23 protein-coding genes are annotated in these 25566 nt (G+C 60.2%); 6 read left to right on the top strand and 17 right to left on the bottom strand.

The window, feature by feature from the left end; translation table 11 throughout:
- The first annotated feature begins 81 nt into the window (after nt 1-81).
- Complete coding sequence (locus AB7Z56_RS17375; RefSeq protein ID WP_354124130.1) at nt 82-540, top strand: MaoC family dehydratase; 459 nt, start codon at nt 82-84, stop codon at nt 538-540.
- On the opposite strand, the gene AB7Z56_RS17370 is transcribed toward AB7Z56_RS17375, so the two are convergent.
- The 6 genes from AB7Z56_RS17370 to AB7Z56_RS17345 form a co-directional block, all read right to left on the bottom strand.
- Nucleotides 537-1325, bottom strand: coding sequence for an SDR family oxidoreductase (locus tag AB7Z56_RS17370; protein ID WP_354234345.1), 789 nt, complete (start codon nt 1323-1325; stop codon nt 537-539). The genes AB7Z56_RS17375 and AB7Z56_RS17370 overlap by 4 nt on opposite strands.
- Before the next feature lie 65 nt (nt 1326-1390).
- Entirely contained in the window at nt 1391-2182 is a 792-nt protein-coding gene (locus AB7Z56_RS17365) for a crotonase/enoyl-CoA hydratase family protein (RefSeq protein ID WP_354124128.1), read from the bottom strand.
- 198 nt (nt 2183-2380) lie between these two features.
- Nucleotides 2381-3481, bottom strand: coding sequence for an NADH:flavin oxidoreductase (locus AB7Z56_RS17360; protein WP_354124127.1), 1101 nt, complete (start codon nt 3479-3481; stop codon nt 2381-2383).
- A gap of 70 nt (nt 3482-3551) precedes the next feature.
- Nucleotides 3552-4751 (bottom strand): ABC transporter substrate-binding protein, encoded by a 1200-nt coding sequence (locus AB7Z56_RS17355; RefSeq protein ID WP_354124276.1) that lies wholly within the window; start codon nt 4749-4751, stop codon nt 3552-3554.
- Between the two features lie 97 nt (nt 4752-4848).
- Nucleotides 4849-6444: a class I adenylate-forming enzyme family protein gene (locus AB7Z56_RS17350; RefSeq protein WP_441256376.1), complete on the bottom strand. Its 1596-nt coding sequence runs from the start codon at nt 6442-6444 to the stop codon at nt 4849-4851.
- 1043 nt (nt 6445-7487) lie between these two features.
- Nucleotides 7488-7877 carry a winged helix-turn-helix transcriptional regulator gene (locus tag AB7Z56_RS17345; protein WP_354124125.1) on the bottom strand — a complete coding sequence of 130 codons (390 nt, stop codon included), beginning with the start codon at nt 7875-7877 and terminating at the stop codon, nt 7488-7490.
- A 422-nt stretch (nt 7878-8299) separates the two neighbouring features.
- Between AB7Z56_RS17345 and acuI the strand changes: the two genes are divergently transcribed.
- Together acuI and AB7Z56_RS17335 are read left to right on the top strand one after the other, a co-directional pair.
- On the top strand, nt 8300-9286 hold the full coding sequence (gene acuI, locus AB7Z56_RS17340; RefSeq protein WP_354124124.1) for an acrylyl-CoA reductase (NADPH): 987 nt from the start codon (nt 8300-8302) through the stop codon (nt 9284-9286).
- Nucleotides 9287-9392: 106 nt separating this feature from the next.
- On the top strand, nt 9393-9851 hold the full coding sequence (locus tag AB7Z56_RS17335) for a DUF2147 domain-containing protein (RefSeq protein ID WP_354124123.1): 459 nt from the start codon (nt 9393-9395) through the stop codon (nt 9849-9851).
- A gap of 20 nt (nt 9852-9871) precedes the next feature.
- Here AB7Z56_RS17335 and AB7Z56_RS17330 read toward each other — a convergent pair whose 3' ends face one another.
- From AB7Z56_RS17330 to AB7Z56_RS17310, 5 genes are all read right to left on the bottom strand, one after another.
- On the bottom strand, nt 9872-10564 hold the full coding sequence (locus AB7Z56_RS17330; RefSeq protein WP_354124122.1) for a Crp/Fnr family transcriptional regulator: 693 nt from the start codon (nt 10562-10564) through the stop codon (nt 9872-9874).
- A 109-nt stretch (nt 10565-10673) separates the two neighbouring features.
- Nucleotides 10674-11390 carry a haloacid dehalogenase type II gene (locus AB7Z56_RS17325; protein ID WP_354124121.1) on the bottom strand — a complete coding sequence of 239 codons (717 nt, stop codon included), beginning with the start codon at nt 11388-11390 and terminating at the stop codon, nt 10674-10676.
- A gap of 54 nt (nt 11391-11444) precedes the next feature.
- Complete coding sequence (locus tag AB7Z56_RS17320; RefSeq protein ID WP_354124120.1) at nt 11445-12755, bottom strand: MFS transporter; 1311 nt, start codon at nt 12753-12755, stop codon at nt 11445-11447.
- A 138-nt stretch (nt 12756-12893) separates the two neighbouring features.
- Nucleotides 12894-14639: a dihydroxy-acid dehydratase gene (locus AB7Z56_RS17315; RefSeq protein WP_354124119.1), complete on the bottom strand. Its 1746-nt coding sequence runs from the start codon at nt 14637-14639 to the stop codon at nt 12894-12896.
- Nucleotides 14640-14830: 191 nt separating this feature from the next.
- On the bottom strand, nt 14831-15835 hold the full coding sequence (locus AB7Z56_RS17310) for a LysR family transcriptional regulator (protein WP_354124118.1): 1005 nt from the start codon (nt 15833-15835) through the stop codon (nt 14831-14833).
- Nucleotides 15836-16000: 165 nt separating this feature from the next.
- On the opposite strand from AB7Z56_RS17310, the gene AB7Z56_RS17305 reads away from it, so the two are divergent.
- Nucleotides 16001-17302, top strand: a complete 1302-nt coding sequence (locus AB7Z56_RS17305) for a hypothetical protein (protein WP_354124117.1) — start codon at nt 16001-16003, stop codon at nt 17300-17302.
- On the top strand, nt 17299-19548 hold the full coding sequence (locus tag AB7Z56_RS17300; RefSeq protein WP_354234340.1) for an indolepyruvate ferredoxin oxidoreductase family protein: 2250 nt from the start codon (nt 17299-17301) through the stop codon (nt 19546-19548). Before AB7Z56_RS17305 ends, AB7Z56_RS17300 begins: the two co-directional genes overlap by 4 nt.
- Nucleotides 19549-19713: 165 nt before the next feature.
- On the opposite strand, the gene AB7Z56_RS17295 is transcribed toward AB7Z56_RS17300, so the two are convergent.
- Nucleotides 19714-20796: a quinone oxidoreductase family protein gene (locus tag AB7Z56_RS17295; protein ID WP_354124114.1), complete on the bottom strand. Its 1083-nt coding sequence runs from the start codon at nt 20794-20796 to the stop codon at nt 19714-19716.
- 71 nt (nt 20797-20867) lie between these two features.
- On the opposite strand from AB7Z56_RS17295, the gene AB7Z56_RS17290 reads away from it, so the two are divergent.
- On the top strand, nt 20868-21257 hold the full coding sequence (locus AB7Z56_RS17290; RefSeq protein ID WP_354124113.1) for a winged helix-turn-helix transcriptional regulator: 390 nt from the start codon (nt 20868-20870) through the stop codon (nt 21255-21257).
- Between the two features lie 320 nt (nt 21258-21577).
- Here AB7Z56_RS17290 and AB7Z56_RS17285 read toward each other — a convergent pair whose 3' ends face one another.
- The 5 genes from AB7Z56_RS17285 to AB7Z56_RS17265 form a co-directional block, all read right to left on the bottom strand.
- Nucleotides 21578-22357: an SDR family oxidoreductase gene (locus AB7Z56_RS17285; RefSeq protein WP_354124112.1), complete on the bottom strand. Its 780-nt coding sequence runs from the start codon at nt 22355-22357 to the stop codon at nt 21578-21580.
- A 44-nt stretch (nt 22358-22401) separates the two neighbouring features.
- Nucleotides 22402-22647, bottom strand: coding sequence for a hypothetical protein (locus AB7Z56_RS17280; protein ID WP_354124111.1), 246 nt, complete (start codon nt 22645-22647; stop codon nt 22402-22404).
- Between the two features lie 82 nt (nt 22648-22729).
- A complete protein-coding gene (locus AB7Z56_RS17275) occupies nt 22730-23518 on the bottom strand; it encodes an SDR family NAD(P)-dependent oxidoreductase (RefSeq protein ID WP_354124275.1) in 789 nt (262 codons plus the stop codon).
- Between the two features lie 66 nt (nt 23519-23584).
- Entirely contained in the window at nt 23585-24589 is a 1005-nt protein-coding gene (locus AB7Z56_RS17270; RefSeq protein WP_354124110.1) for an NADP-dependent oxidoreductase, read from the bottom strand.
- Nucleotides 24590-24623: 34 nt separating this feature from the next.
- Nucleotides 24624-25487 (bottom strand): alpha/beta fold hydrolase, encoded by an 864-nt coding sequence (locus AB7Z56_RS17265; protein ID WP_354124109.1) that lies wholly within the window; start codon nt 25485-25487, stop codon nt 24624-24626.
- Nucleotides 25488-25566: the final 79 nt, after the last annotated feature.

Below are 25566 nucleotides of genomic sequence, written 5' to 3'. Positions count from 1 at the left end.
GTTCAACAAAATCGTCATGGCCTTCTTCGCGGCAGGGCGGAATATGCCGATATTCAATATTCGAAACAGCGGACACCAGCGATGCCAAAGGTCACACTAGCAGCGATCAACGATTTCATAGGCCAGGATCTCGGCAAATCCCATTGGGTCACCGTCGACCAGTCCATGATCGACCAGTTCGCGGCATGCACTGGAGATAGACAATGGATCCACGTTGACGCAGATCGGGCGAGCAAGGAAAGTGCCGCAGGCGGCACCATTGCCCACGGCTTCCTGAGCCTGTCGCTGATTGCACCTTTGGGCATGGACCTGGGGCTCGCGCCGGTTGATGCATCTGCCGTCTTAAACTACGGCCTCGACAAGGTCAGATTCCTGACACCGGTAAAATCGGGCAACCGCGTTCGCCTTCAGCTTTCCATGACCAGTGTCGAACCGAAAGACAACGGGCGCTTGCTGATCAAAGGCAACGCGGTACTCGAGATCGAGAACAGCGAAACACCGGCGCTGGTAGCCGAGACGCTGACCTTGGTCGTCCCCTAGCCCGATATCACCGAAGTCAGACCGCCATCGATGGCAAGTATCTGACCGGTGATGTGCTTGCCGGCGTCGCTGGCGAAGAGAACCGCGGCGCCTTTCAGATCGTCCTCGTCGCCGATGCGGCGCAACGGCGCGCCGGCGGCGAGCTTTTCGACACCGACAGCCTCGATGGTACCCTTCGTCATCCTCGATGGGAAAAAACCGGGCGCCAGAGCGTTGGCCGTAATTCCATAGCGCCCCCAGCTCCCCGCCAGCGCCCGCGTGAAGTTGACTACCGCGCCCTTGCTCGTATTGTAGGCAACCATCTGCATATCCCCGGAACTTCCGAACAGGCCCGCGATCGAGGCTAGGTTGATTATGCGGCCGTATTTGTTGGGAATCATCGAGTGCTTGGCAATCTGCTGGCTGAGCAGGAACAGCGAGCGGATGTTCAGATTCATCACCTTGTCCCACGCCTCGATCGGGTGATCCTCGGTCGGTGCGCCCCAGGTTGCGCCCGCGTTGTTCACCAGAATGTCCACCCGGCCGAGCTTCTCGATCGCTTCGTCGGCGAGCCGCTTGACGTCTTCGTCTTTGGAATTGTCGGCTGCGATCCAGTCCGCCTTGATGCCGAGACCAGCAAGATGCGCGTGGGCCTTTTCCAGATCTGGCGCCTTGCGAGAGGAAATCACGACCCGCGCCCCCTGCTCACCCAGCGCCTCGGCGATCTGCAGCCCGAGGCCGCGGGAGCCGCCTGTAACAAGGGCATTCTTGCCGGTGAGATCGAATGCCTTCTTGATGCTTCCCATGGTCAAATCCTCAAGCTTGGTGGGCGATGTTCTGCTGCGCGGTTACGTGAAGGCCCGCGGGATCTCTACTTCCCGCGGAACACTGCCGAGCGACGTTCTACGAAAGACTGGATGCCTTCTTTCATATCTTCGCTGCTGAAAACGCGATCCTTGATTTTCGGGATGTAATCGATCGCGGCTTTCTCGCCGGCCTCGATGTACTTCAGCGCGGCTTCCTTGGTTACCTGAATACCGATCGGAGCGTTCTTGGCGATCAGGCCAGCAATTTCCATTGCGCGGGGAATCTGCTGGCCGGGGGCGACGACTTCCTGAACAAATCCGATCTTGTAAGCCCGCGCGGCGCTGAACTCGTCGCACAGGAACAGGTGATACATCGCGTCCCCCCAGCCGGCCCGAGTCAAATATCGGAAGTGGGCGCCGCCGAGCGGTGCGATCCCGCGCTTGGATTCCATCTGGCAGAACCGGGCATCGTCGGCCGCCACGACAATGTCGCCAGCCAGCATCATCTCGATGCCGATCGTGAAGCAGATCCCCTGTACCGCCGTCACAATCGGCTTGCGGCATCGGCTCTTCAGCGCGAATGCATCGATGTTCCCGGGCTTGGTCTCGGTATTCTCGGCCTTCGGCCCAAAGAATTTCGGCATATCCAGCCCGGCCGTGAAATCCGCGCCCTCCGCGCAGAGCACCCCGACCCAGTAATCGTCCGTTCGGTCGAGAAGCGTCATCGCATCCGAGATCTGCGCCATCATCTGCGGACTGAAGGAGTTCTTCTTCGCCACATTGTCGATGACGATCTTGAACACATGCCCGTGCACCTCGGTCCGGATCTGGCCAACTTGGGTTTTCGTCTCGCTCATTTGCTGCTCCTCCGAATTGCTTCAAGGCGGCTGCGCGATGGCACGCAGGATCCTCCCGTCAACTGCAACTGACGTGCAGCCGACCATTATTTGCCAGCCAGTTTGGAACGGTCGCCGAAACACAGGCTACAAAATATTTGAATAACTGCTATTCAGTGGTGACGCTCGCCCCCGCCCCGAACTTTTTCCTCGCTCAGCTTAACTCAGCGCCGCGAACGCGGTCCGTTCGAAAGCCATCAGCTCTTCTGTCCGGCCGTCACGTACCTTCAGCAGCCACTGCGGATCCTGAAGCAGCGCCCGACCGACCGCAACCAGATCGAACTCCTCGCGATCGAGACGACGGATCAACTCGTCGAGGGATGCCGGACGTGAGCTCTCTCCGCCGTACGCTGCAATGAACTCACCGGTCAGACCGACCGACCCGACCGAGATCGTCGGCACTCCCGTTACCTTCTTCGCCCATCCGGCGAAATTCAAATCGGACCCCTCGAACTCCGCCTCCCAGAAGCGCCGTTGCGAGCAATGCAGAAGATCAACTCCTGCGTCGACAAGAGGTTTGAGCCAGGCTTCCAGAGCGCGCGGCGTGTCGGCCAGCTTCACTTCATAGTCCTGCTGCTTCCACTGGCTGATCCGAAGCAATATCGGAAAGTCCGTTCCGACCGACTTGCGCACCGCGTGCACGATATCAGCGGCAAACCGGGCCCGGCCAGGCAGGTCCCTGCCTCCATAGGTATCCTCGCGGCGATTGGTCCCCTCCCAGAAGAACTGATCGATCAGGTAGCCGTGCGCGCCATGCAATTCGACCGCGTCGAATCCTAGGCGCTTCGCGGCAAGCGCCGCATCGGCGAAGGCGCGAATGGCGTCTGCGATGTCCTCTTCGCTCATGGGCTCGCCGAATTTCTTCTCCGGCCGCGACAAGCCGGACGGACTGTCGTAGGCACCGGGAGGAGACCAATTCTGAGCGCGCGTGCGAACGGCTCCGACATGCCATAGCTGCGGAGCCATCAAACCGCCTGCGGCGTGCACTTTGTCCACCACGCGCTGCCACCCCGCGAGCTCCTTCTCGCCATGAAAGCGGGGAACATTCGGATCGTTCAGGGATGCCGGACGATCCACGCCCGTACCTTCGGATATGATGAGCCCGACCGCTCCCTCGGCGCGGCGGCGGTAGTACCGCGCGACGTCGTCGGTCGGAATTCCGCCGGGAGAGAACGAGCGCGTCATCGGGGCCATCACGACCCGGTTCGGCAAGTTCAGCCCTTTGAGCTTGAAAGGCCGGAAAAGCACGTCGCTGGACATTCGGGCTCCATGATTCAGTTGGCAGTTTTGCGGGCTTGGATCACCCGCATTGCTCCATCAAATGGCAAGTTCACTTTTCCTCGGCGCTGACGACGTCTCCGAACTGCTCCCACGAACTGCCGGTCCAGCGCTGCAATTGAAGCTGCGTATATGCCATGCTTCTTTCCGGGCCCGTGTTGATCGTGACACCGGGTATGAGAGTGGGGAGCGACAGCCCGTGTATGCTCCGCGATTGCTTGACGATGTTCTCTCGCGAAAGATCGTTACCGCACTGCTTGAGCACCTGCTCCAGGATCTGTCCTTGCTGCGTACCGAACAGGTAATTGGCATCGCCGATGTCCGCGCCCGGCAAATATTTCGCGAAGAACTCACGGTACCATTTGATGCCGGGGTCGTCGGCCCACTTTTTGTCGTTCGCATCCTTGGTGATCGTTGCCGCGACGATGCCCACGGCCTTTTCCGGTCCCGCCGGGACGATGGTCGAGGAGACCGAGCTCGAAACGAAGTTGATCAGGAACAGCGGCTTCCAACCAATCTCATCGGCCTTCTTGATAGCCTGGGCCGCGAACTTCGGCGTGCCGGCGACCAGGAACGCCTCTGCGCCTGACGCCTTCAAAGACACGACATGGGAGTCGATCGTAGGCTCTGTGACCTCGTAGGAGGACACGATGACTTTCTTGTCGAAATCGTCCTTCAGATAGCCTTTGAATGCATTGACGAAGTCCTTACCGAGATCGTCGTTCTGATACAGGATCGCTATCTTCGCGTCAGGACGGGTCTGAGTGACGTACTTCGCGTAGATTCGCCCCTCTGTGTCGTAACTCGGCAATCCGGTCGTCGTCATGGGGAATTCAGCGAAATTCGTGAACTTGGTGACTCCACTCACAACAAACAGATGCGGCACCTTCTTCGCGTTGACGTACTTGATGGTGGCACTGATGCCGGGTGTACCCAGCGGACCGAACAGAAATGCCACCTCGTCGCTTTCGATAAGCTTTCGCGTCTGCTCTACCGTCTTCGGCGGACTGTAGGCGTCGTCGTAGGTTATGAGATTGATCTTTCGTCCGTTGATACCGCCGCGATCATTGATCGAGTTGACGTAGGCAATCAGGCCCTTTCCGGTATTGCTGAGCGGCGAAGCGGGGCCGCTGAACGGGAAAGTCGCCCCGATTTTCACCTCAGACTCGGTAACGCCAGGCGTCTCCGCACGCGCCGGCGTGCCTGCTATCGATGCCGCGAGCGTGGCTGCCAGTATGGTTCTTCTGAACATCAACTTCTCCCTTGTCCGGCGACGGGTTGCGTCGCTCATTGTTGGTTTAATCCCGGCGATTTCTGCGACCGGTATAGTCTCTCGCGTCGCCCACGGGTTAGCCCGCGGCTGCCGCATCGGACGCCTTCGGAGCTCCGCGTTCGATCGCCATCTCTCGCAGCTTGTGTTTGAGTATCTTGCCGGTAGAGGCAGAGGGCAGCGCGTCCAGCACGATCAATTCAGTCGGACGTTTGTACGAGGTGAGCTGTCGGGCCGCGTACGACTTCAGCTCTTCGGCGCTAACGCTGGCACCGGGCAGAAGCTGCACGAACGCGACGACCTCCTCGTTGCCGTCAGCCGATCGTCCCACCACAGCTGATTGGACGACCTGATCGTGCGAATTCAGCACCGCTTCCACCTCCGCTGGGTAGACGTTGAAGCCGGAGCGGATGATCATTTCTTTGGTGCGGCCAGCGATATAGAGATGTCCCTCGCCGTTCACGCGGGCGAGGTCCCCTGTGTTGAACCATCCCTCGCCATCGATCGCCGCCGCAGTCAGTTCCGGAGCGCGGTAGTAGCCGAGCATCACATTGGGGCCTCGGACGTGCAGTTCGCCTACTTCACCAGTCGCGACCTTTTTGCCCTTCCCGTCCACAATCCGGTGCTCGATACCGGGAAGGAACGGTCCTACCGACTCGTCTGCAACAGGTTGTTCTGAGCGGACTCCCGACAGGCCAGGGGAACATTCGGTTATACCGTAGTTGTTAAGCAGTGGTATTCCGAATTCGTCCTCGATCCGCTTCTTGAGATCGAGATCGAGAGGAGCGCCGGCGACGGCCATGACCCGCAGTCTGCCCCGTTCGAGCCGCTGGATGCCTTTGACCGCCTTGTGTTCGAGCAGACGCTGATATGTGGCGGGCACGCCGAACAGGCTCGTAATCCCTTCCTCGGCAACGGCATGGGCCAGCGCGGCGGGATCGGCCTTGGCTACCACGTGCAGGGTGCTGCCGTGCATCAGCGTCGAGATCAGCAAGATCGAGTAGCCGACGATGTGGGACATCGGCAGCACACCGTAGATGCGGTCGGCCGGACCGCTTTGACGGAGGATTCCCGACGTCTTTCCGGTAAAGAGGAGGTTGCGGTGACTCAGCATGACGCCCTTCGGAGCACCGGTCGTGCCCGAGGTGTACAAAAGGCCCGCGACCTGGCGGGCGCCGTCCTTCTCGACAGGCTCCGCTTGCGCTTTCTCATTGAGAGGACCGACACCGATTCCGCCAAACGGTCCCACAGCATCAATTTTAGCGCCGACGCGACTGGAATGATCGGCAGCTTCCTTCGAAAGCGCCGCGTTGAACAGCACGCGTCGAGCACCGCTGTGCGTACCGATCAGGTCGATCTCCCGGGGCGACAGTCGAGGATTAACCGCAATGCCCCAAGCATCGAGCTTGCTCGCCGCGAAAAGCATCGCTCCCAGAGCCACGCTGTTCTCGCTGGCGATCATCACGCGATCGCCCGGCCTGATCCCCAGATCGGCGAGATCCCTCGATGCAGCGTCGACGACCTCTGAGAACTGCCGATAGCTCCACGAGCGGCCCCCTTCTACGAACGCTGGATGATCCGGGGTGTCCCGTACGAACGGCGCATAGACCTCGTGCACCCTGGACGGCAGGCCATCCAGCAACTCGGCCGCAGTGATATCGTCCACGTTCTTCATGCCATCCTCCCTCGTGGCGAATTCTTGCTTCGTCTTTTTTTTCGGGAGCGGTTGAGAAGCTCCCTTTTTACGATCAGATGTCGCGCGCCTGCGGCGGTCGATAGCCGGACGGCAAAAGTCGACACGATCTTTAACGTTCTAAAATAGAACTGTCAACATGAGGCGAGAGCACCACAGTTTATGCATTTTTCCCATTGAGTTGTCAGATCCGTTCCAATTTCGAATTAAATAAATGATCCGTTCAATCCCATCCGCTGAGGATACCCTCCCCGCGAGCGCAAGCGGTCGCACCAAGCTCCCGATGTTACCGGGCCGACATCTCGACGCCTCAAACACTGGCACCAAGCCGCGGCACGGACTGTACTGAGGGTGTAGCCCGGCAAGCCGTGTTGAACGCCGACCGAATGTCGCAGGGTCGCTATTGAGCTTGCCGACCAACGCGATGGCGTTGATTGATGGATACTTGACCCAGCTCACTCACCAGATCGTCCTGGAGAGCTATTAACTCAACGCTTCCGCATAGAAGCCGCTCGAGCGTCCGCGCTCGCGTCGAAGACGGCGCGGCACTGCGCGCTAAGCTGATCGTGCTGCGATGCCATGCAGCCCGTGATCTTGGCGCGGTCCGGGATATAAGCCGAGCAAAGACGCATCGCGTCACCCATACACGCCTGCTGCTGCTGTATCTCAGTTGGCCCAGACTGTGCAGATGCGGGCATTGCGGCCACCGCCAGAAGCATTAGCGCAACTTGAATCTTCATCGGCTAGGGATCCCCTCAAGCTTGGTACGTGTGAGTCCTCTCACTATCCGAGCAGCTAGGATCGCGTGCCTCTTGGCTCAAGAAGGCACAATTACAGCGGATACTATCAGTTATGAATGTATTCAAAGCCCGAAGGGTTTGAAGCAAGCCACCGCCGACACTACAGGGGACCCGCGGGGCAACGCCAAGCGTCGAAGCCCACGTCCAGCGATTTATTCCGGTGCGATGGCTTAACGATCACGAGAGTCGAACCGACCAGGCTCGCGCCCATTGCGCAATTTCACGTCACAAGGAGCATGCGTTTGGCTGCTGATCTTCAGGCGCATAGTGCGGCTGAGAGACGCCTTCAATTGAACCTCCATGCTGCTTGCCCCAACTCCGGAGCGAAAGCAGGACAGGCCCGAGGCTCTGACCGAAGGGAGAGATTTCATATTCGACCTTCGGAGGAATCTGCGGATAGCAATGGCGCACGATCACACCATCGGCCTCCAGCTCGCGCAACTGCAGAGTTAGCATCCTCTGCGTGGCGTTAGGGATGGCCCGTGACAGCTCCATGAACCGCTTCTTGCCGGCAAAGAGATGAAACAGGATCAACGGCTTCCATGTACCGCCAATGACGGACAACGTCACTCCGACCGCACATCCGCTTTTCGCGTCGAACCGTTTCGGGCGCATAGACGCCTCCATAGGTGATAGTATTGGCAATCATTTGTGCGCTCCGACAGGTCGGGAACGCCTGCACCAACGGCTCCGGTCAAATTCGGTCCGCGAGCATCTTTGGATGCAAGCCGTCGATCTCAACGAGCTATTCAGTTCCAGCTTTACATATCACATGACGGTCATAATACAATAGATGCCGAGGGTACGGGACAGGCGTCCGATATGCCAAAGGGCCCAAGGACATAGGCGGGTTCTTGATCTCGCCTTGGAGCACCGAGTCGTCGCCATGTCTGGCCTGCTGTCGTATCGGGGGCCGGTGCTTTGGGGCGGGTGGGTACCTCCATAAATGATAGTACCCGCTTTAATTGTGCCTTCTTGCGATAACGCGACGCGACCCTAGGTCCGTGGACAGCGAAACACCAATCCAGGATACGGCGATGACGTTCAAGGCACTGCTGGCAGCAAAGACAGGTGAGAAGATTTCGACCAGCGTGGTCGAAATGAACGAGCAAGATCTCATGCCTGGCGACGTTACAATCGCAGTCGATTATTCCACGGTGAACTACAAGGATGCATTGGCCATTAGTGGGCGCGCGGAGGTCATTCGTCAGTTTCCTTTGATCCCGGGAATTGATTTGGCCGGCACGGTCGAGGCATCGTCCCATCCGGGCATTGCAGTCGGAGATCGCGTTGTCGCCAATAGCTGGGGACTGAGCCAGACCCACCACGGCGGTTACGCCCAGAAAGCACGGGTCAAAGGCGAGTGGCTGGTCAAGATTCCGACCCCGTTTTCGACCAAGGACGCCATGGCGATCGGCACGGCCGGTTACACCGCGATGCTCTCGGTGCTCGCCCTCGAACATGGCGGCATTACTCCGCAACGTGGCGACATCCTCGTCACCGGCGCCAATGGCGGCGTCGGCTCGATTGCGATCGCGCTCCTCTCCGATCTCGGTTATCGCGTCGTTGCATCGACTGGACGCCTTGAGGAAGCAGATTATCTGCGGAGTCTCGGCGCGGCTGATGTCATCGACCGGAGAACGCTTTCGGAGCCAGGCGCACCAATCTCGCGCGAGCGCTGGGCTGGCGCAGTCGACTCCGTCGGCAGCCATACGCTGGTGAATGTATTGGCGCAGACGCTATACCGCGGCGTAGTAACAGCCTGCGGCCTTGCCCAGGGAGTCGATCTTCCTGGAACGGTTCTGCCGTTCATCCTGCGGAACGTCACGCTTGCCGGTATCGATTCGGTGAATGCCCCGCAGGAAGCGCGCATCGAAGCATGGTCGCGTTTGGCGCGCGATCTGGACCTGAACAAGCTCGCCCGCACGGTGCAGGTGATCGGCCTGGCAGAGGTTCCCGATGTGACGCGCCAGATATTCGCAGGAACGGTCCAAGGCCGCACGGTCGTCGATGTGAATGCGTAACAACGCTACGACTGAACCGCCGGGCGACACCTCGATGAGGTCAGACCGCAGGGCGAGACAACAATAGCCCTCCCTCGACAATCGTACTCCTTGGAAAACTATCGAAATGCGCATTCTTAAACAAACAGGCGTTCTCGCCCTCACCTTGGCTGCCGCCCTCATGTCCTCCGGGGCTTGGGCGGAAAATACCTCGCCCGTCGGATTGTGGAGAAACATCGATGACGTCAGCGGCAAACCGAGAGCGCTGATCCGGGTCACGGAATCGAACGGCATCGTGCAGGGCAAGATTGAAAAGGTGTTCCCCGCTCCGTCCGAAGACCGGAACCCAAAGTGTGAAAAATGTGAGGGCGCGCTCAAGGATGCGCCTGTGATCGGGTTGATAATCCTGAGCGGACTGAAGAAGGACGGCGACGAATATTCCGGCGGCAAGATCCTCGATCCGGACAATGGCAAGGTCTACAGCAGCAAAATCCAGCTAACCGACGGCGGCCAACGGCTCAACGTGCGAGGCTTCGTTGGCGTATCGATGCTGGGCCGTTCGCAGATCTGGGTGCGCCAGGAATAGCCGGTCGCAACCTTGTCGCGTCAGAGAGTCCGCTTCGATTTACGAAGGATCATCTTCTTCAAGCCGCTCATATTCATCACCAGCACGCGACCATAATCTATCTGTATCATCCCCTGATGCCGGAGTTTTTGCAGCACCTTGTTAACCGACTGGCGCGATGCACCTACCATGGAGGCAAGCTGCGCCTGGGATAGTCGAGCCGACAACAATTTGGATGAACCAGGGGCGCCAGCCTCCTCCACTGCGCACGCCTGCAGGATCTGACGCGCAACTCGTATGTTGAGATCATCGAGGCTGGCGCCTTCATAGTTTTGAGCCAATACGCGAAGTTGTGCCGCCAGCAAGCGCATAATGGCCTTATCGAACGATGGAAATTGACTGCTAAGCTCCAAAAAAGCGCTCCGAGACAGAACACCGACCTCAACGTCGCTGCTCGCTTCGGTTGTTTGCGGCCTTGCCCCTTCGTCAATCAGGCTCGTTTGACCGAAGCAGTCTCCCGGCTCGAACAAAGTATAGGTGATCTGCCGACCGTCAGGCCTCAATACCGAAATGCGTACCGTACCGGACGCCAACCGGAACATCTCGACACCAGGCGAGCCCTGGACGTAGATGGATTGTCCAGGCCGATACTGTCGCCGTTGCAATCGATTCAGAAATACCGTCCGTAGGTCAGGCGGCATCCACTGCAAGAGATCAAACTTGGCGAAGGCCATGAAAAGGACAGACTGCGCTGTGGAGTTCGTTACGTTCTATACTCGAAAATGTTGAGCCGGCTGCATGATTCTGCTGCCGCTGTGACGGCGGTCATTGCGTGACGCCCGGTTACTCTGATCCGAAAGGTGGTGCCAACTCCGTGAAGTCGTTCGCACGCCACTCCCATTCTTGCTCATACGATCTGTCTGGTGCGGGCGCTCCCCCATACTCCATCGGACGGTCCACGTAGGCCGTCCGCAGGCCGCAGGCCCGCGCGGCAGCCAGATCGCTATGGTGGCACGCTACAAGACACAACTCCTGCGGCTGAAGGCAAAGCAGTTCGGCCGTTCGCAAGTAGGCTTGGGGCTCGGGCTTGTAACTTTGGGCGATCTCAGCGCCAAGGATGGCATCCCATTGCAGTCCGTTAAAGCGGTTCATCGCTATCATCAGCGCAACGTTGGCGTTCGACAGCGTCACCACTGGAAGCGATTCGCGCAATTGCGCAAGCCCGCGTGGCACGTCCGGCCATGGATCAAGTCGCCGCCACGCGTAAGCCAGGTCCGTCAGTTCGGCGCTATCGAGTTCGTCAGTCCGCAGACCATGGCGCTGGAGCAGCTGCAACAACGTCTCGTGATGCAGCTGATCCAGCAGCGTGTATGGGCGGCGACCGCTGCGGCATTCTTCCATTGCGGGCTGATACAGATAACGCCATTCCAGGGCGAATGCGGATGGCTCCACGTCGGGAAGGTGCCGCGCCAGGAAAAGGGTCACTTCCCGAGCAATGCTGCTATGCCAATCGACGACGGTGCCGAACACATCAAAGGCTAGGACCTTTGGAAGTTTCATGGGATTTGCCTTCCTAAGTAGACGGGCGCGCACCGGCGTTCGGCACAATACCGCTCATGCCGTGGCTCCCAGCTGTGCTTCCTGGCGGCGCTGCGCGCGGGTACCCAGGATCATCGCGACCATCCCCATTAGCACGATGGCAGCCATCAGGTAGATGCCCGCGGTCATGCTACCGGTCTCTGTGCGGATCTTGCCGATGGTGAGCGGGCTGACGAAGCCTGCCAGATTGCCCACGCTGGTGATGATGGCGATGCCGGCCGCCGACTCGGCGCGCGAGAGCGAGATGGTCGTGAAGGTCCAGAACGCTGGCAGCGTGGAGTAGAGGCCTGCTGTGGCCAAAGTCAGCAGCGCCATCGACAGTGTGAATTCGTGTGACACTTGCGGCACCATGATCAACGCTAAGGTGCCGACGGCAGCTGGCAGCGCCACGTGCCAACGGCGTTCATTGTAGGCGTCCGAACTCCTGCCCAGCGCGATCATCACAATGCCAGCCACGGTATAGGGAATTGCCGAATACAAACCAATGTGCAGGTAGTTGGAGACACCCAGCTCCCGGATGGTCATCGGTAGCCAGAAAGCAATGATATAGCCCGCCGCAAGAATGGCGAAATACACGAACGAGCACAGGTAGACCAGCGGCCGGCTGAACGCACTGCGCAGATCAGAATGGTTGCCGCTTACATCATGCGATTCCTTGCGTTCGGCCTCCAGCGCTTCGTTGACAGCGCGCTTTTCAGCAGCGTTCAACCACTTCGCATCGCCTGGTCGGTCATCGAGCAACAGATAAACCATAACGCCGAGTACACTGCTGGGAAGGCCCTCGACCAAGAACATCCACTGCCAACCACGCAAACCGCCAAGGCCGTCCATGGTTTGCAGAATAAGCCCCGAAACGGGGCCCGCGATCATGCCAGAGACGACCAGTGCGGTCATGAACAGCGCCAGCACGCGCGCGCGGTAGGCCGCCGGTGTCCAGAACGTCAGATAGAGGATAATGCCGGGAAAGAAACCTGCTTCAAACAGCCCCAACAGCAAGCGAACGATATAGAAGTGCGCTGGCGTCTGCACGAATACCATCGCAGACGAGGCCAGCCCCCACAGCACCATGATGCGCATGATCGTCTTTCGCGCACCGATCTTCTCCAGCAGGATGTTGCTGGGCACTTCGAAGAAGAAGTAGCCAATGAAGAAAAGACCGGCCCCCAACCCATAAACGGCATCGGAGAACGCCAGGTCTTGCTTCATCTGAAGCTGCGCAAACCCGATATTGATCCGATCCAGAAAATTCATGACGTAGCACGCGAACAGCAACGGCACGACGCGTCGGATGATCTTGCGCATCGGCATCGCCAGATCTGCGGACATGAGGCCGCCATGCCCTATTGTTGTATTCATCATTGCCTCCCAGTTGTTATTAATTGAGTTGTCCCCGATCCGGGCTGGGTGCCGCAGCCACAGCGGCGCAACCAAGGAAGAGGAATTCGACAGGAGTGGACGAGAGCTTCAGCGCACGAGCCACTGCACGCCGCCCGAGTGCGTCACCGCGCCACCATGGGCAGGCCCGACCAAGCGTGAGTACTTCTCATCTACGCCGGCCAGACGCACCGGCCGATCGGCTGGTTTCCATGTCGCCTTGCGGCGCGCGAGCTCGGATTCGTCCACCAGCAGATCGATGCTGCCTTCGTTGGCGTCGATGCGAATGCAATCGCCGTTTTGCACCAGCGCCAGCGGCCCGCCCCGCGAAGCCTCGGGCGAGACATGCCCGACACAGAGCCCGCGCGTGCCACCCGAGAAACGCCCATCCGTGACCAGAGCCACTGACTGGCCGCGCCCCTGACCGACAATGGCCGAGGTCACCGACAGCATTTCGCGCATGCCCGGTCCGCCGTGCGGCCCCTCGTTACGGATCACTACGACATCGCCCTCATCGTAGGCTCGCGCGCTGACGGCCGCCAGCGCTTCCGCCTCACTCTCGAACACGCGCGCTGGCCCTTCCAGCTTCAAAGTGGTCAGGCCTGCAACCTTGATGACGGCGCCATCAGGCGCAAGGTTTCCTTGCAACACCGCCAGGCCGCCGCTGGCGCGAAAGGACTGGGTGTGCGGTCGTACGATTATTCCGTCGGGCTCGGGCACATCGGCAAGCGCGTCCTGCAGCAACCGTCCATCTAGCGTCGGGACGTCGCCATGCAGGTAGCCGCCTTTGAGCAATGCCTTGAGCACCACGGGCACCCCGCCGATGCGGTGAAGCTCGTACGGCACGTGCGGACCGCCTGGCGCAAGGCTGGCCAGCGTCGGCGTGCGGCGCAGAACCTTCTGCATGTCCGCCAGCGTGAACACAATCTCGGCCTCGTTAGCAATGGCGGGAAGATGCAAGGTGGCATTGGTCGAGCCCCCGGTCGCCGCAACGACAGCCACGGCGTTCTCAAGGCCTTTGCGGGTGACGAGGTCGCGCGGCAGCGGTCGCCCGGAACCCTTGAGGTTCTCCATCAGCTGACTTGCGGCGCGCCGCGCCACCGCCTGGCGTACCGAAAAGGCCGCGGGAATGCTGGTGGAGCCCAAAGGGCTGAAGCCCAGCACCTCGGCAATGCTGCCTGCGGTACCCGAAGAGAATTGGCCGGGGCATGCGCCGGCGGTGGTCACGAGATCGTGCCCCATCTGCTCGAGCTGTTGTGCGTCGAGTTCACCGCTGTAGACCTTGCCCAGGCCTTCGAACAAGCGCAGCGGGTTGACCTGCTCGCCCTGATGCCAGCCAACCAGCATCTGCCCGCCGTGCAGGAACAGGCTGGGCACGTTGAGTCTGACCATGGCCATCAGCAGGCCGGGAATGGTCTTGTCGCAAGCCCCCACGCCAACGAGCGCGTCGTAACCCTGGGCGCGCATCACGACTTCAACGGAGTCCGCGATGATTTCGCGAGACATCAGGCTGTAGCGCATACCGTCGTGCTGCTGCGCCAGCACGTCGGAGACAGAGATGGTGGAGAACTCTCGCGCCGTGCCGCCGGCCACCTCTAACCCAAGCTTGGCCGCCTGTACCTGCGGAAGGAGCGATTGCGAGCAAGGACTGACCTCGCCGTAGGTATGGGCCACGCCCACAAAGGGCTTGTTCAACGAGTCATCATCGAGCCCGGTCGCACGGAGCTGCCATCGATGCGGAACGCGTTCCAGCCCTTGTGTGACGACTTTGGAGCGCCTGGCGGGATCATAGGGCCGCGGCTCGACGCTCGTCGATGGGGTATCCTCACTTTGCATTTTCTTGCCTTGTTGTGCAGCGGATGAACGATACGATCATCTCCCAGCGCAAGCACTCTAGCGCCGTACCGATGATGAAGACTGTCAAGTTGTTGACAATCTTGCCACGCGTAATCTCTTCCGGCATGGGCGTGGTCGCGGCGGACAATGCCTCACCGCGCCGGCCATGGGCTGTCCGAGAATCGACGCGATCAAACGCTGGAAGAGAGGATTCGTTTCCGCGCGCCCTTTCGCACCCGTTCGGTCACACGCTTGTCCGCTGTGTGTTGTTCGAGGCGCTGCCGGGCTTCAACACGTATCAAATCCACAAGCATCCGCATCGCCGATGTCGGGGTCCGACCTGAGAGCCGGACGAGGCCCAAATCCACCCGCACGGGGTTGTCGCGCGGATCGGACCATTGCGCGACCTGCCACTGCGTCATAAGGCCAGCGTCCAGCTCGCGCCGAAACAGTTCCGGTGGCGCCAACACGACGGCGTCGGAGCGCAGCACGAATTCGCGCAGCGCTGAGACACTTTCACACTCGAATGCCACCGGCAGCAGCTCCGCGTGCGCGTAGCCCAAGGCCGCCGCGAGCCTGAGCCGGATGGGGCCGGGAATATGCACAGTCGCCAGTTCCAGCTCCGTCAGTTGCGACAACTGCAACTGGCGGCGCCTCGCAAGCGGGTGACCCGAACGTCCGATGACGGTGCTGCTATAGCTGCCCAACGGCTCCACCGTCCAAGGTCCGTGGCCGGGAATCTCCTTGACGTCGGACAGGAACAGTTGGATCTCCTCCGCCTCGAGCTTTGCCAGCAAGGCGGCGGTGTGATCGACCTCCAAGCGGAATCGCACGTTGCGAAATCGCTGCCGTGCAGCTGTGATCACCGGTACGGTGAATAGTACGCTTGTGTAGGGGCCGGAGCCGATGGCGATGTCGCCCACCTCACCACCGCGCAGCAGCGCGGCCTCACGCGTCAGGTCCGAGGCCGAAGCGAGCAGACGGCGTGCCAGTTGCAGAATGCGCTCACCATCGGCCGTGATGTGGACATGGCGTGAACCCCGGTCGAACAACTTCAGCCCGAGCTCGTCCTCCAGTGCACTGATACTGCGGCTGAAGGCCGATTGAGACAGAAAGGCGCGTTGCGCCGCCTTCGCGAAATGACGCTCCTCTGCCAGGAGCACCAAGTGTTGCAGCTCTTTGGTTTTGGGCAGCATGCGCGGCGGATAGTCCCTTGTTCTTGGAAGGCCATTGTTGTGTTTTTTGCATTAATATTAGCCGATCAATTCATTGGACACAATGACAAGCTGCGGGACAGAGTCCTTACCCAACCGAGAACTGCAGGGGCTTTTGCCGCCGCGCAAAACTCGAAGGGGAAGACGATGGGAGAGAAACTGGGTCGCGGCAGCACCACGTTGCACGACAAGTATTCAGTACAGGATGACTGGGTCTATATGACCGGCATACAGGCGCTGGTCCGCCTGCCGCTGCAACAGCGCGCGCGGGATGCCGCCATGGGCTGGAACACGGCCGGCTACATTTCAGGCTACCGCGGCTCGCCCATGGGGCGCTATGACATGGAGCTGTGGGCGGCCGAGACACACCTGCAAAAGGCCAACGTGGTGTTTCGCGCTGGCCTCAACGAGGACCTCGCCGCCACGGCGATCTGGGGCAGCCAGCAGGTTGGCAACTTCGCCGGCGCCAAGGTCGATGGCGTCTTTGGCATCTGGTACGGCAAGGGGCCGGGGGTGGACCGCTCTGGCGATGTTCTGCGCCACGCCAACCTGGCAGGCACCTCCAGTCGCGGCGGTGTGATTTGCCTCGCAGGCGATGATCACGGCGCCAAGAGCTCCACGGTGGCCAACTTTTCCGACCCCATCTTCATGGCCGTCGGTATCCCCATCCTATATCCCTCCAACACACAGGAACTACTCGACTACGGGCTCCATGGCATTGCGATGAGCCGCTATAGCGGCTGCTGGGTGGCGCTCAAGGTGGTCACGGACGTCGTGGAAGGTGGCGGCTCGGTGCACGTGAGCCCGCTCGCACCCGAGATCATCACGCCATCGCAACCGGCCATGAGCCCCGACGCGCAGGGCAAAGGAGTGCACATCCGCGCGATCGACATGGCGCTGCCGCAGGAGGAGCGCCTCTACGTTCACAAGATCAGGGCCGCAGTGAATTACGCACGCAGCAACAGTCTCAACCGCATCACGGTCAACCCGGCGGTTGCGAAGGCGGGCATCGTTGCGGCCGGCAAGGCGTGGCAGGATCTGCTACAGGCGCTGGGACGTTTGGGCTGGAGCGCGGACAAGCTACAGCAATGGGGCATCCGCTTGTTGAAGGTCGGCATGATCTGGCCCCTGGACTCCGAGGTGGTGCGCGAATTTTCCGCCGGCATGGAGACGCTCGTCGTTATCGAGGAGAAGCGACCTATCCTGGAAGATCAGATCCGCACCATTCTGTACGGCCAGTCTGGGTCGCCGCGCCTGATAGGCAAGCACTTCTACGGCAGCGTCTTTGACAGCGTCCGAGGCCCCGTCGCTTTCCCGGATTTCGGTGAGATATCGCCGCCGCTGGTGAGCCAGGTCCTGCGCGCAGCGCTCGGCGACTACATCCCTTCACAGGAACCGCAAGAGTCGTCGAACGAGCATCCCGGCAACGAACTTGAGATGACACGATGAAGAAGCCACAGCGCGCCCCCAATTTTTGCTCAGGTTGCCCTCACAACCGCTCCACCCGCGTTCCGGAAGGCAGTCGCGCTCTGGCGGGCATTGGCTGTCACACCATGGCCATGATCGCCGATCCGCTGACGACCACCACCGTCTCGCATATGGGCGCTGAAGGCGTGATGTGGTTGGGCCAGCAGCCGTTCACCAATGAAAGGCACGTCTTTGCCAACCTAGGTGACGGTACATTCTCGCACTCTGGATTTCTGGCAGTGCGCCAAGCCATCGCCGCCCACGTCCCCATCACCTACAAGATCCTTTACAACGGCTTCGTCTCCATGACCGGCGGACAGTCCGTCGAGACAGGCCTATCGCCGCAGCAGATCCTGGCCACATTGGCCGCGGAGGGCGTGCAGAAGATGGCGGTGGTCACCGACGAACCTCAGAAGTACCAGGATGTCGGCTTGCCGATAGGCGTGAAGGTGCACCATCGCAATGAGCTGGATGCAGTCCAGAAGGCTTTCCGCGAATATACGGATGTCTCGGTCATTCTCTACGACCAGCCTTGTGCAACCGAGCGGCGCCGTTTGCGCAAGCGCGGGAACTGGGAGGATCCCAACAAGCGCAGTTTCATCAACGCGGCCGTTTGCGAGGGCTGTGGCGATTGCGGCGTTGCGTCCAACTGCATGTCCATCGAACCTCTCGAAACCGAGCTGGGTCGCAAGCGCCAAATCAACCAAGGCACCTGCAACAAGGATTTTTCCTGCGTGGAAGGGTTTTGCCCCAGCTTCGTAACCGTCGAAGGCGGCCAACTGAAGAAGGATAAGCCCCGAGCGGCCCCGGCCAAGTCCGCATCTCCGAAGACGGAATGGAGAAGCGAGCTGCCGCTGCCGGCCATCGCGCCACTGACCCAGGTACACAGCGTTCTCATTGCAGGCATCGGCGGCACCGGCGTCGTGACCATCGGGCAGACACTGGCAGTAGCCGCGCACATCGATGGCTATTTCAGCTCAAACCTGGACGTGACAGGTCTCGCACAGAAGTACGGCGCGGTACACTCGCACGTACGCTGGTCGCCTCGATCGGACATGTTACACGCGACCCGGATCGCAGAGGGAGAGGCGCGGTCGCTTATTGGATGCGACTTGATCGTTGCTGCCTCCGACGAATCGGTGGGCACAATCGACATCGCTGCAGGCGGCGCCGTGGTCTGCACCGATATCATCCCCACCGCGGAGTTCGCACGTAACCCGGACTGGGCCATCAACAGGGACGCGCTCATCGCGCAGTTCCGCGAGCAGCTGGGCGATCGCGCATTGCTGCTCGAAGGCCAGCGCCTGGCCACCACCCTCGTGGGCGACCCCCTTGCTGCCAACATGTTCATGCTGGGTGCGGCATGGCAACTCGGCCAAATTCCGCTGAGCCTGAGCGCCATCGAACAGGCAATCGAACTCAACGGCGTGGCCATTGCGATGAACAAGGAGGCCTTCACCTGGGGGCGACGCGCCGCTATCGACCTCGCGCTGGTGGAGGACGTTGCAAAGGCCCGCAAGCCCTCAAAGATTCTGCAGTTCGCCCCGCAGAACCGGCTAACCGTGGACCAGATCATCGAACACCGTGTCGGGCACCTGCAGGCATACGGCGTAAAGACACTTGAGTCTCGTTACCTGAACTTGGTCAAGCGGGTGCGCGGCATCGAGGCTTCAGTGTCTACCGCCACCCAACTGACGGCGGCCGTGGCACACAACTATCATCGCCTGCTGGCGGTAAAGGACGAGTGGGAAGTCGCGAGGCTCTACACCCATCCCGACTTCCGGGCCGCGCTGGCAGACCAGTTCGAAGGCAACTTCCGGCTCAAATTCCACCTGGGCTCAGGACCGTTCGCGCGTCGTAACAAGGCTACCGGCGCCCTCGAGAAGAGCGAGGTCGGCAGCTGGATGATGCTCGTTTTCAAGCTCATTGCCAGTGCGCGCGGCCTGCGCGGCACCTGGCTGGATCCTTTCCGCTGGAATGCCGAGCGCGAACTCGAACGAACCCTGCTGCAGCAATATGAACGGGACGTAGATCGCTTGCTAACAGAACTCAGCAGCGGCAACGTCCAGCTTGCCGTGCGAATTGCGCAACTGCCCGAGACTATCCGCGGATACGGTCACGTAAAGGAACGGCATGCCAAACACGCTGCTGAGCAGCGGCGCCAGTTGTGGGAACAGTGGGCCAACGGGGCCAGCCCTAAAAGCCGAGCTACTCAGCTGGCGGTATGAGTCTGGTATCCGACGCAACGGAATCGCACGGCACCCTGCGGGCAACAACGTCGGCATCGGAGATCAACACTTAACGTATCTGTGGCGCGGGCGGCTAACTGCCGCCCGCGCACTTGGCATCATGTCACGATGCCGACAATCAGTTCAGACGGCTATGTCGAAAGATCAGGCATCGGCCCAGGGCTGCAGCACGACCTTGCCCGTGGTCTTCCTACCTTCCAGAAGCCGATGCGCTTCTGCCGCCTGTGAAAGCGGCAGTACCGTTCCCACCTGGAGCGACAGCTTTCCCGTCATAATGAACCCTAGAATTTCGCCCAGCGTGGACTGGATCAGGTCCGGGAAAGCCAGATATGCGCCGATATAGAAACTGCTCACAGTGTGGTTCGGAACCGTGAGCTGCCAGGGGTCGATCAGAGCCGTCTTACCGCTCGACTGGCCCAGGAAAATCATCCGGCCAAAGGGCGCCATAGCGTCGAGCGCCTGAGCTACGGTTTCACCGCCTGCAGTCTCGAGCACGACATCGACACCGCGACCATTCGTCAGCTCTCGTACCTTCCCAGCCCAATCCGGTGCCGTGTAATCGACCGACGCATCCGCACCAAGGCGTTCGGCGATTGCGCGCTTCTCGGGCGTACTGGCAGCGGCGATGACTTTGCCAGCGCCATAAAGCTTGGCCAATTGGACAGCGAAAGAGCCCACGCCACCGGCGGCTGCTTCAATCAGTACGGTTTCGCCCTGCGCAAGTCGTGCAGCATTGCGGAGCGCGAGTGCAGCGGTCAGCCCGTGCGCGACCACAGCCGCGGCCTGTACGGCGCCAACGCCAGGCGGGAGCGGCACGACGATCGCAGCCGGAACACAGATGTACTGCGCGTATCCCCCGGCTCCCGGCGTCGCAAGGACCGGCGTCCCGACCGCAAGCGACGTGACGCCCTTTCCGACCGCCGCGATCGTGCCGGCCACTTCGACTCCCAGGATGAACGGCGGAGGCGATGGCTCGGGATAGTTGTCGCCGCGTCGGCGCATCACGTCCGCAAAGTTGATCCCCGCAGCTTCGACGCGGATCAATACCTCTCCGTCCTTCGGCGTCGGGTCGGGTACATCCTCATAGATAAGGACCTCAGGTCCGCCAGTCTTGTGAAACCGTACTGCTTTCATATTTTTCTTCCTGCGTTTGACGAATAGACGGCGTGGATTGCGAAAGGCGATGCATGTTGGAGATGAGCTGTCGCAATTTTCAGCCTTGATCATTGAGGTATACATCATATACCTAACGTCAATTAGGTACTTTGAATCGCCCAGGTATCCTTGAGGAAACCGCCATGAAAAGAGATGCGCACCAGAATGCCACCTGCCCTAGCCGACTGATCCTCGACCAGATCGCTGACAAATGGTCGATCCTCATCCTCGCCGCGTTGCTGCCAGCTCCGTTGCGGTTCAACGCCCTAAAGCGAGAATTGGACGGGGTCACACAAAAGGCCCTCACGGAGGCGTTGAGACGCCTTGAGCGCAACGGCATTGTTGCTCGTCGCGTCATCCCCGTATCGCCTATCGCTGTCGAATACAGCATCACGCCTTTGGGGCGGACTCTCAGGAAGCCCTTCCAGGCCCTGTACGACTGGACGGTCGAACATCGAGTTGCCGTCGATAAGGCGCGCCGTGCATTCGGCGAAAGGAGCTTCAACAAGTCGACCGCGGAAGCGGCTGAGTAGCCACTTCAGTTCTTGGCCGTGCCGCGGGTACGGGACCTCTATTGCTCTGCTCTGTCTCGGCGGTCACATCTTCGACCGCCTGCGCGATATCCGGCTACTGCTTCGTCCGCGCTATTCGTTTCGTTACCCGGTCGGGCTGCACCTAATCTGGACCGCCGTAGACCAGCGCCGGCTCGTTGAAGTCAATGGATACGAACTCGTCCTTCTCGAACCAGTGGTCCTGGTTGTTCTGCCAAGGCGCTTCCGGCTGATCCAGTTCGCTGCTTTGATGTGGAGCGCTCGTGACGCAACGGGACGGACAGCGTTGTCGCGACCGCAAATCACCACTTTTCGACCCATGGCCGGAGCACGACCTCGAACGCCCAAGTCGACCGATGCTGGCGGTGAAGTTGCAGATAGGTTTTTGCGATATGGACGGGGTCAGCCATATTGTCCTCGACAGTTGTTCCCGCCAACCGGTGCGCGCGGGTCCCGTCCTCCTGGGTCCAGCCAATCGCGGCGTCGATCGGCACATTCGCTACGTGGATCCCCTGCGGCATCAGTTCTCTTGCCATGCTCTGCGCAAGTCCGGACTTGGCATGACATGCCATTGCAAAGGCGCCACTTGATGGGAAGCCCTTGAGCGCCGCGCTGGCGTTCGTAAAGATAATCGTTCCTCTCGCGCCGTTGGCGTCGGGTTCGTTTCCAAGCATGAGCCGAGCTGCCTGTTGACCGACCAGAAACGCGCTGAACGCCGAATTTCGAAATGTTTCGAACGCCATGACCGGATCGGCTTCGACAACGCTCTTGCGGAAGATGCCGGGAACCCGGCCATCGATGTTATGCACGACAAGCCTCGGGGTTCCGATGTCTTGAACGACCTTCCCGAACAGCTGCGCCACGGCTTCCGGTTCGCTGGCATCGCAGGCGTATCGGCGCACACCATGCGTCTTCTCGAGCGTCTCAAGGACCGCTTTCTCGGGGTTCCTGGCTGCGACGCCGACGCACATGCCGTTTTCCGCGAACAGCCTGGCGCAACTCGAGCTGATACCCGGACCGCCGCCGACAATGAGTGCCACGTCTTGTACGGAAGTTGGGATGTCGGGGTTGGATTGGGTCATGGTGCTTCCTCGGATGCGTTTGGTGGCCGGCAAGGGTTCCGACATCACATTTGTAGATCTATTTCTTCAGTGCTCCACCCGCTGGTATGATTGCCCTTCCTTAGCGTTTCTCCCCGGGACTTCCCCAGCTGTGACCGAAGCGCCTTCACCTCGGCCGCGAGATGATCGACGCGCGCCCCAAGTGCAAACCGATAATCACCATAAGGATCATCAAGGGTAGCAAGAAGATCGAGGAAAGCTCGCGACTTCTCGGTCAGCCGGGAAGCTAATGTTCGAATTGCAGTGTACACGGGTCTTTCCTCCTGACTTGCCCTAGGGGACTTTTCCGAGACGATGAGTTCGGCGTTTGTGTTGCCTCTCCCATCGAGAGTATCAGTGCGACGCCTGATAGCGTGCAGCGGCATGTTCCTGCCGAATGCCCGGAAGCATCGCTTGCCGCGCCGTCTGATAGGCGTCCCACTGCCCGGCGTCGTGGAGTGGTGGGATCGTGACGGATTCGCGGCGATCGAAGCCAACCAGCGCAGCGTCAACCAGCTCTCCCACTTCCATCACCACGGGAAGCGCGTTGACGTCGATGTTGGCACGCTCCCATATCTCGGTGCGTGTCGCAGCGGGTAGCACCGCCTGAACATAGACGCCCGTGGGGCCGAGCTCGAGGCTGAGCCCCTGGGACAGAAACGTCACAAAAGCCTTGGTCGCGCCGTACACCGACATGCCGAACTCCGGCGCGAGCCCGACCACTGACGAGATATTGACGATCGCGCCTTCACCCGCGTCGGCAAATCGCGGCGCCACGGCGCTCGCGAGGCGAACGACGGCGGTCGTGTTCAGAGCGACAAGGCGTCCGACATCGTCAATTGCTTGCGCAACGAAGGTTCCACCCAGGGCCGCCCCAGCATTGTTGATGAGGATACCAATGCGGCGATCGTCACGCAGCCGCGTCTCCACGACCGCAAGCTCATCCGGGTTGGTGAGATCGGCCTGCAGAATGTCAATAACAACACCCGTCTCCCCGCGAAGCCGCGCAGCAAGAGCCGCCATTCGCTCCGTGTCGCGGGCGACCAGCACGAGATCATGTCCGCGGCGGGCGAAACGGTCTGCATAAGTCGCCCCAATGCCTGAGGAGGCACCGGTGATGAGGACAGCAGGATTTTCAGCCATGATTTTGTTCTCGCTCAAGGGGCCCTACTACGCGGCATCACAATTCCGGTGAGGCCGCAGAGGAGTCTAGTCTGCTACGGTGATGACGATCTTGCCCTTCGCACGCCCGGTCTCGACATAGGCGAGCGCATCGCCGGTTTTTTCGAACGGGAAAACTTTGTCCACGACCGGACGGATCACGCTGGATTCGATCAGGGACGTGATTTCGCTCAGCTGCTGCCCCTGCGCACGCATGAACAGGAACGAGAAGCGCACACCAAGGCTTTTGGCTTTGTTCCGCGCACCGCGACTCAGCAGACGCATCACCAGTTTCAGGAATAGGTTCAACCCCTGTTCTTTGGCGAATTCCGGGTCGGGCGGCCCCGAGATCGAGATGAGGAGACCGCCTGGTTTCAACACGCGCAGAGATTTTTCAAGCGCCTTGGCGTCCTGGCTGTGCAGGACCAGATCGTAGCCCGACAGAATCTTCTCGAAATCCTGCGTCTTGTAGTCAACGACCAAGTCCGCGCCGATACTTCTGACCAGCTCGACATTTTTTGTGCTCGTCGTCGTCGCCACGATCGCACCGAGATGTTTGGCGAGTTGTATGGCAAACGTCCCCACACCACCGGAGCCTGCCTGGATGAAGACCTTCTGGCCGGGCTTTAGCTTGCCCACCTCTACCAGAGCCTGCCAGGCAGTCAGCCCCACCAGGGGGATGGAGGCGGCCTCCTCCATGCTGATATTTTTGGGTTTTAGCGCCACGTCCGCTTCATTCATCGCAATGAATTCCGCGAATGTTCCAACCCGGTGATCGCGCGGCCGTGCATAGACCTCGTCGCCCGCCTTGAACCGCCGCACCTTAGGACCAATCCTGACGACGATCCCGGCAACATCGTGCCCGAGAATGAAAGGCGGACGATACGGCAGTATGAGCTTGAACTCTCCGTCCCTGACCTTGGAGTCCAGAAGGTTCACACCAGTTGCACGAACTCGAACCAGGACATCATCGTCCCGCAACTCCGGCTCGGGCAAATTGGCCAAGCGCAGAGCGCCTCTCTTTTTGTATTTGTCGACAACGAATGCCTTCATGGTGTCTTCTCCAATTTGAAATATGGCCGTGGCCTCAGGCGTCGAGGAAGGATAAGGCCTTCGGCACGAAATCGGCGTGGTTCTGGAAGATCCCACCGTGCCCGGCATCTTCGTAGATAATGAGTTGCGCGCCTGGGATACGGCGTGCCATATCGATGCTGTTTGCGGTCGGCACCATGATGTCATTATCGCCGTTCGCGATCAGCACCGGGATGCGGATACTGGCGAGATTCTGAGGCGCCTGCTGGCCCCAGTTCTTGATCGCTTTGAGTTGCCGCAAGAAGGCTTCCGGTTTGGCTCCTTTGTCCCGGTCTGTCTTGCGCTCCTTCAGCCGCGTCAAAAAGGCTTTTGCGGCTCGGCGACCATTAACCGTGGACGTGAAGAAGAGGTAGAATTTGGGGTCTCGCAGCGTCAGCAAGCCCTTGATCATCAACGGCCAGGACACTGGCCCCACCTTGTCAATACCTTCGCCGCCGGCCGGGCCCGTGCCGGTGAGAATGAGTTTTCGCACGAGGTCCGGCGCTTTCAGCGCAATATCTTGCGCCACAAATCCGCCGAGGGAAAAGCCGAGCAGATCGACCTTTTCGAAGCCCAGCGCGCGGATCTGGGCGATCGCATCCAGCGCCATTTCATCGATGGTCACAGGCGCTGTTCCGCCCGACGCACCGATCCCCCGGTAATCGGTCGCGATCACACGATGCATGGTGGCGAGGCCGTCGACAATCCGCGGGTCGAAATTGTCGAGAACCGCGCCCCAATGGTTAAGAAGGATCAGCGGCACGCCGGTGCGGGGACCGATGTCGCGATAGGCAAAAGTAGTTCCTGCAGCACTGATCGAAAGATTCGCCGCGTCGACATAGCGCACAACCGATCCGGGGTGACTGACATAGTTGGTCATCGCTTACTCCATTCTCCGGCTCGGACCGGAAATCCTAAGATGGAAGGGATATTCGGTCGGATGGCGCGGCTCCCCTGCT

The organism is Bradyrhizobium sp. 482_C4_N1_8, assembly GCF_052075965.1.
Lineage (GTDB): Bacteria > Pseudomonadota > Alphaproteobacteria > Rhizobiales > Xanthobacteraceae > Bradyrhizobium > Bradyrhizobium barranii.
Note: the sequence above shows the minus strand (reverse complement) of the source record. Positions and strands in the feature narration are given on the sequence as shown.

What these genes read in the sequence shown, in the direction of transcription:
- AB7Z56_RS17275 (WP_354124275.1), bottom strand. Translation starts at nt 23,518, where the DNA reads ATGGCTGAAAATCCTGCTGTCCTCATCACCGGTGCCTCCTCAGGCATT.
- AB7Z56_RS17315 (WP_354124119.1), bottom strand. Translation starts at nt 14,639, where the DNA reads ATGCAAAGTGAGGATACCCCATCGACGAGCGTCGAGCCGCGGCCCTAT.
- AB7Z56_RS17330 (WP_354124122.1), bottom strand. Translation starts at nt 10,564, where the DNA reads ATGGCCTTCGCCAAGTTTGATCTCTTGCAGTGGATGCCGCCTGACCTA.
- AB7Z56_RS17285 (WP_354124112.1), bottom strand. Translation starts at nt 22,357, where the DNA reads ATGACCCAATCCAACCCCGACATCCCAACTTCCGTACAAGACGTGGCA.
- AB7Z56_RS17365 (WP_354124128.1), bottom strand. Translation starts at nt 2,182, where the DNA reads ATGAGCGAGACGAAAACCCAAGTTGGCCAGATCCGGACCGAGGTGCAC.
- AB7Z56_RS17335 (WP_354124123.1), top strand. Translation starts at nt 9,393, where the DNA reads ATGCGCATTCTTAAACAAACAGGCGTTCTCGCCCTCACCTTGGCTGCC.
- AB7Z56_RS17270 (WP_354124110.1), bottom strand. Translation starts at nt 24,589, where the DNA reads ATGAAGGCATTCGTTGTCGACAAATACAAAAAGAGAGGCGCTCTGCGC.
- AB7Z56_RS17310 (WP_354124118.1), bottom strand. Translation starts at nt 15,835, where the DNA reads ATGCTGCCCAAAACCAAAGAGCTGCAACACTTGGTGCTCCTGGCAGAG.
- AB7Z56_RS17375 (WP_354124130.1), top strand. Translation starts at nt 82, where the DNA reads ATGCCAAAGGTCACACTAGCAGCGATCAACGATTTCATAGGCCAGGAT.
- AB7Z56_RS17300 (WP_354234340.1), top strand. Translation starts at nt 17,299, where the DNA reads ATGAAGAAGCCACAGCGCGCCCCCAATTTTTGCTCAGGTTGCCCTCAC.
- AB7Z56_RS17320 (WP_354124120.1), bottom strand. Translation starts at nt 12,755, where the DNA reads ATGTCCGCAGATCTGGCGATGCCGATGCGCAAGATCATCCGACGCGTC.
- AB7Z56_RS17290 (WP_354124113.1), top strand. Translation starts at nt 20,868, where the DNA reads ATGAAAAGAGATGCGCACCAGAATGCCACCTGCCCTAGCCGACTGATC.
- AB7Z56_RS17295 (WP_354124114.1), bottom strand. Translation starts at nt 20,796, where the DNA reads ATGATCAAGGCTGAAAATTGCGACAGCTCATCTCCAACATGCATCGCC.
- acuI (WP_354124124.1), top strand. Translation starts at nt 8,300, where the DNA reads ATGACGTTCAAGGCACTGCTGGCAGCAAAGACAGGTGAGAAGATTTCG.
- AB7Z56_RS17370 (WP_354234345.1), bottom strand. Translation starts at nt 1,325, where the DNA reads ATGGGAAGCATCAAGAAGGCATTCGATCTCACCGGCAAGAATGCCCTT.
- AB7Z56_RS17350 (WP_441256376.1), bottom strand. Translation starts at nt 6,444, where the DNA reads ATGAAGAACGTGGACGATATCACTGCGGCCGAGTTGCTGGATGGCCTG.
- AB7Z56_RS17345 (WP_354124125.1), bottom strand. Translation starts at nt 7,877, where the DNA reads ATGCGCCCGAAACGGTTCGACGCGAAAAGCGGATGTGCGGTCGGAGTG.
- AB7Z56_RS17265 (WP_354124109.1), bottom strand. Translation starts at nt 25,487, where the DNA reads ATGACCAACTATGTCAGTCACCCCGGATCGGTTGTGCGCTATGTCGAC.
- AB7Z56_RS17360 (WP_354124127.1), bottom strand. Translation starts at nt 3,481, where the DNA reads ATGTCCAGCGACGTGCTTTTCCGGCCTTTCAAGCTCAAAGGGCTGAAC.
- AB7Z56_RS17305 (WP_354124117.1), top strand. Translation starts at nt 16,001, where the DNA reads ATGGGAGAGAAACTGGGTCGCGGCAGCACCACGTTGCACGACAAGTAT.
- AB7Z56_RS17355 (WP_354124276.1), bottom strand. Translation starts at nt 4,751, where the DNA reads ATGTTCAGAAGAACCATACTGGCAGCCACGCTCGCGGCATCGATAGCA.
- AB7Z56_RS17325 (WP_354124121.1), bottom strand. Translation starts at nt 11,390, where the DNA reads ATGAAACTTCCAAAGGTCCTAGCCTTTGATGTGTTCGGCACCGTCGTC.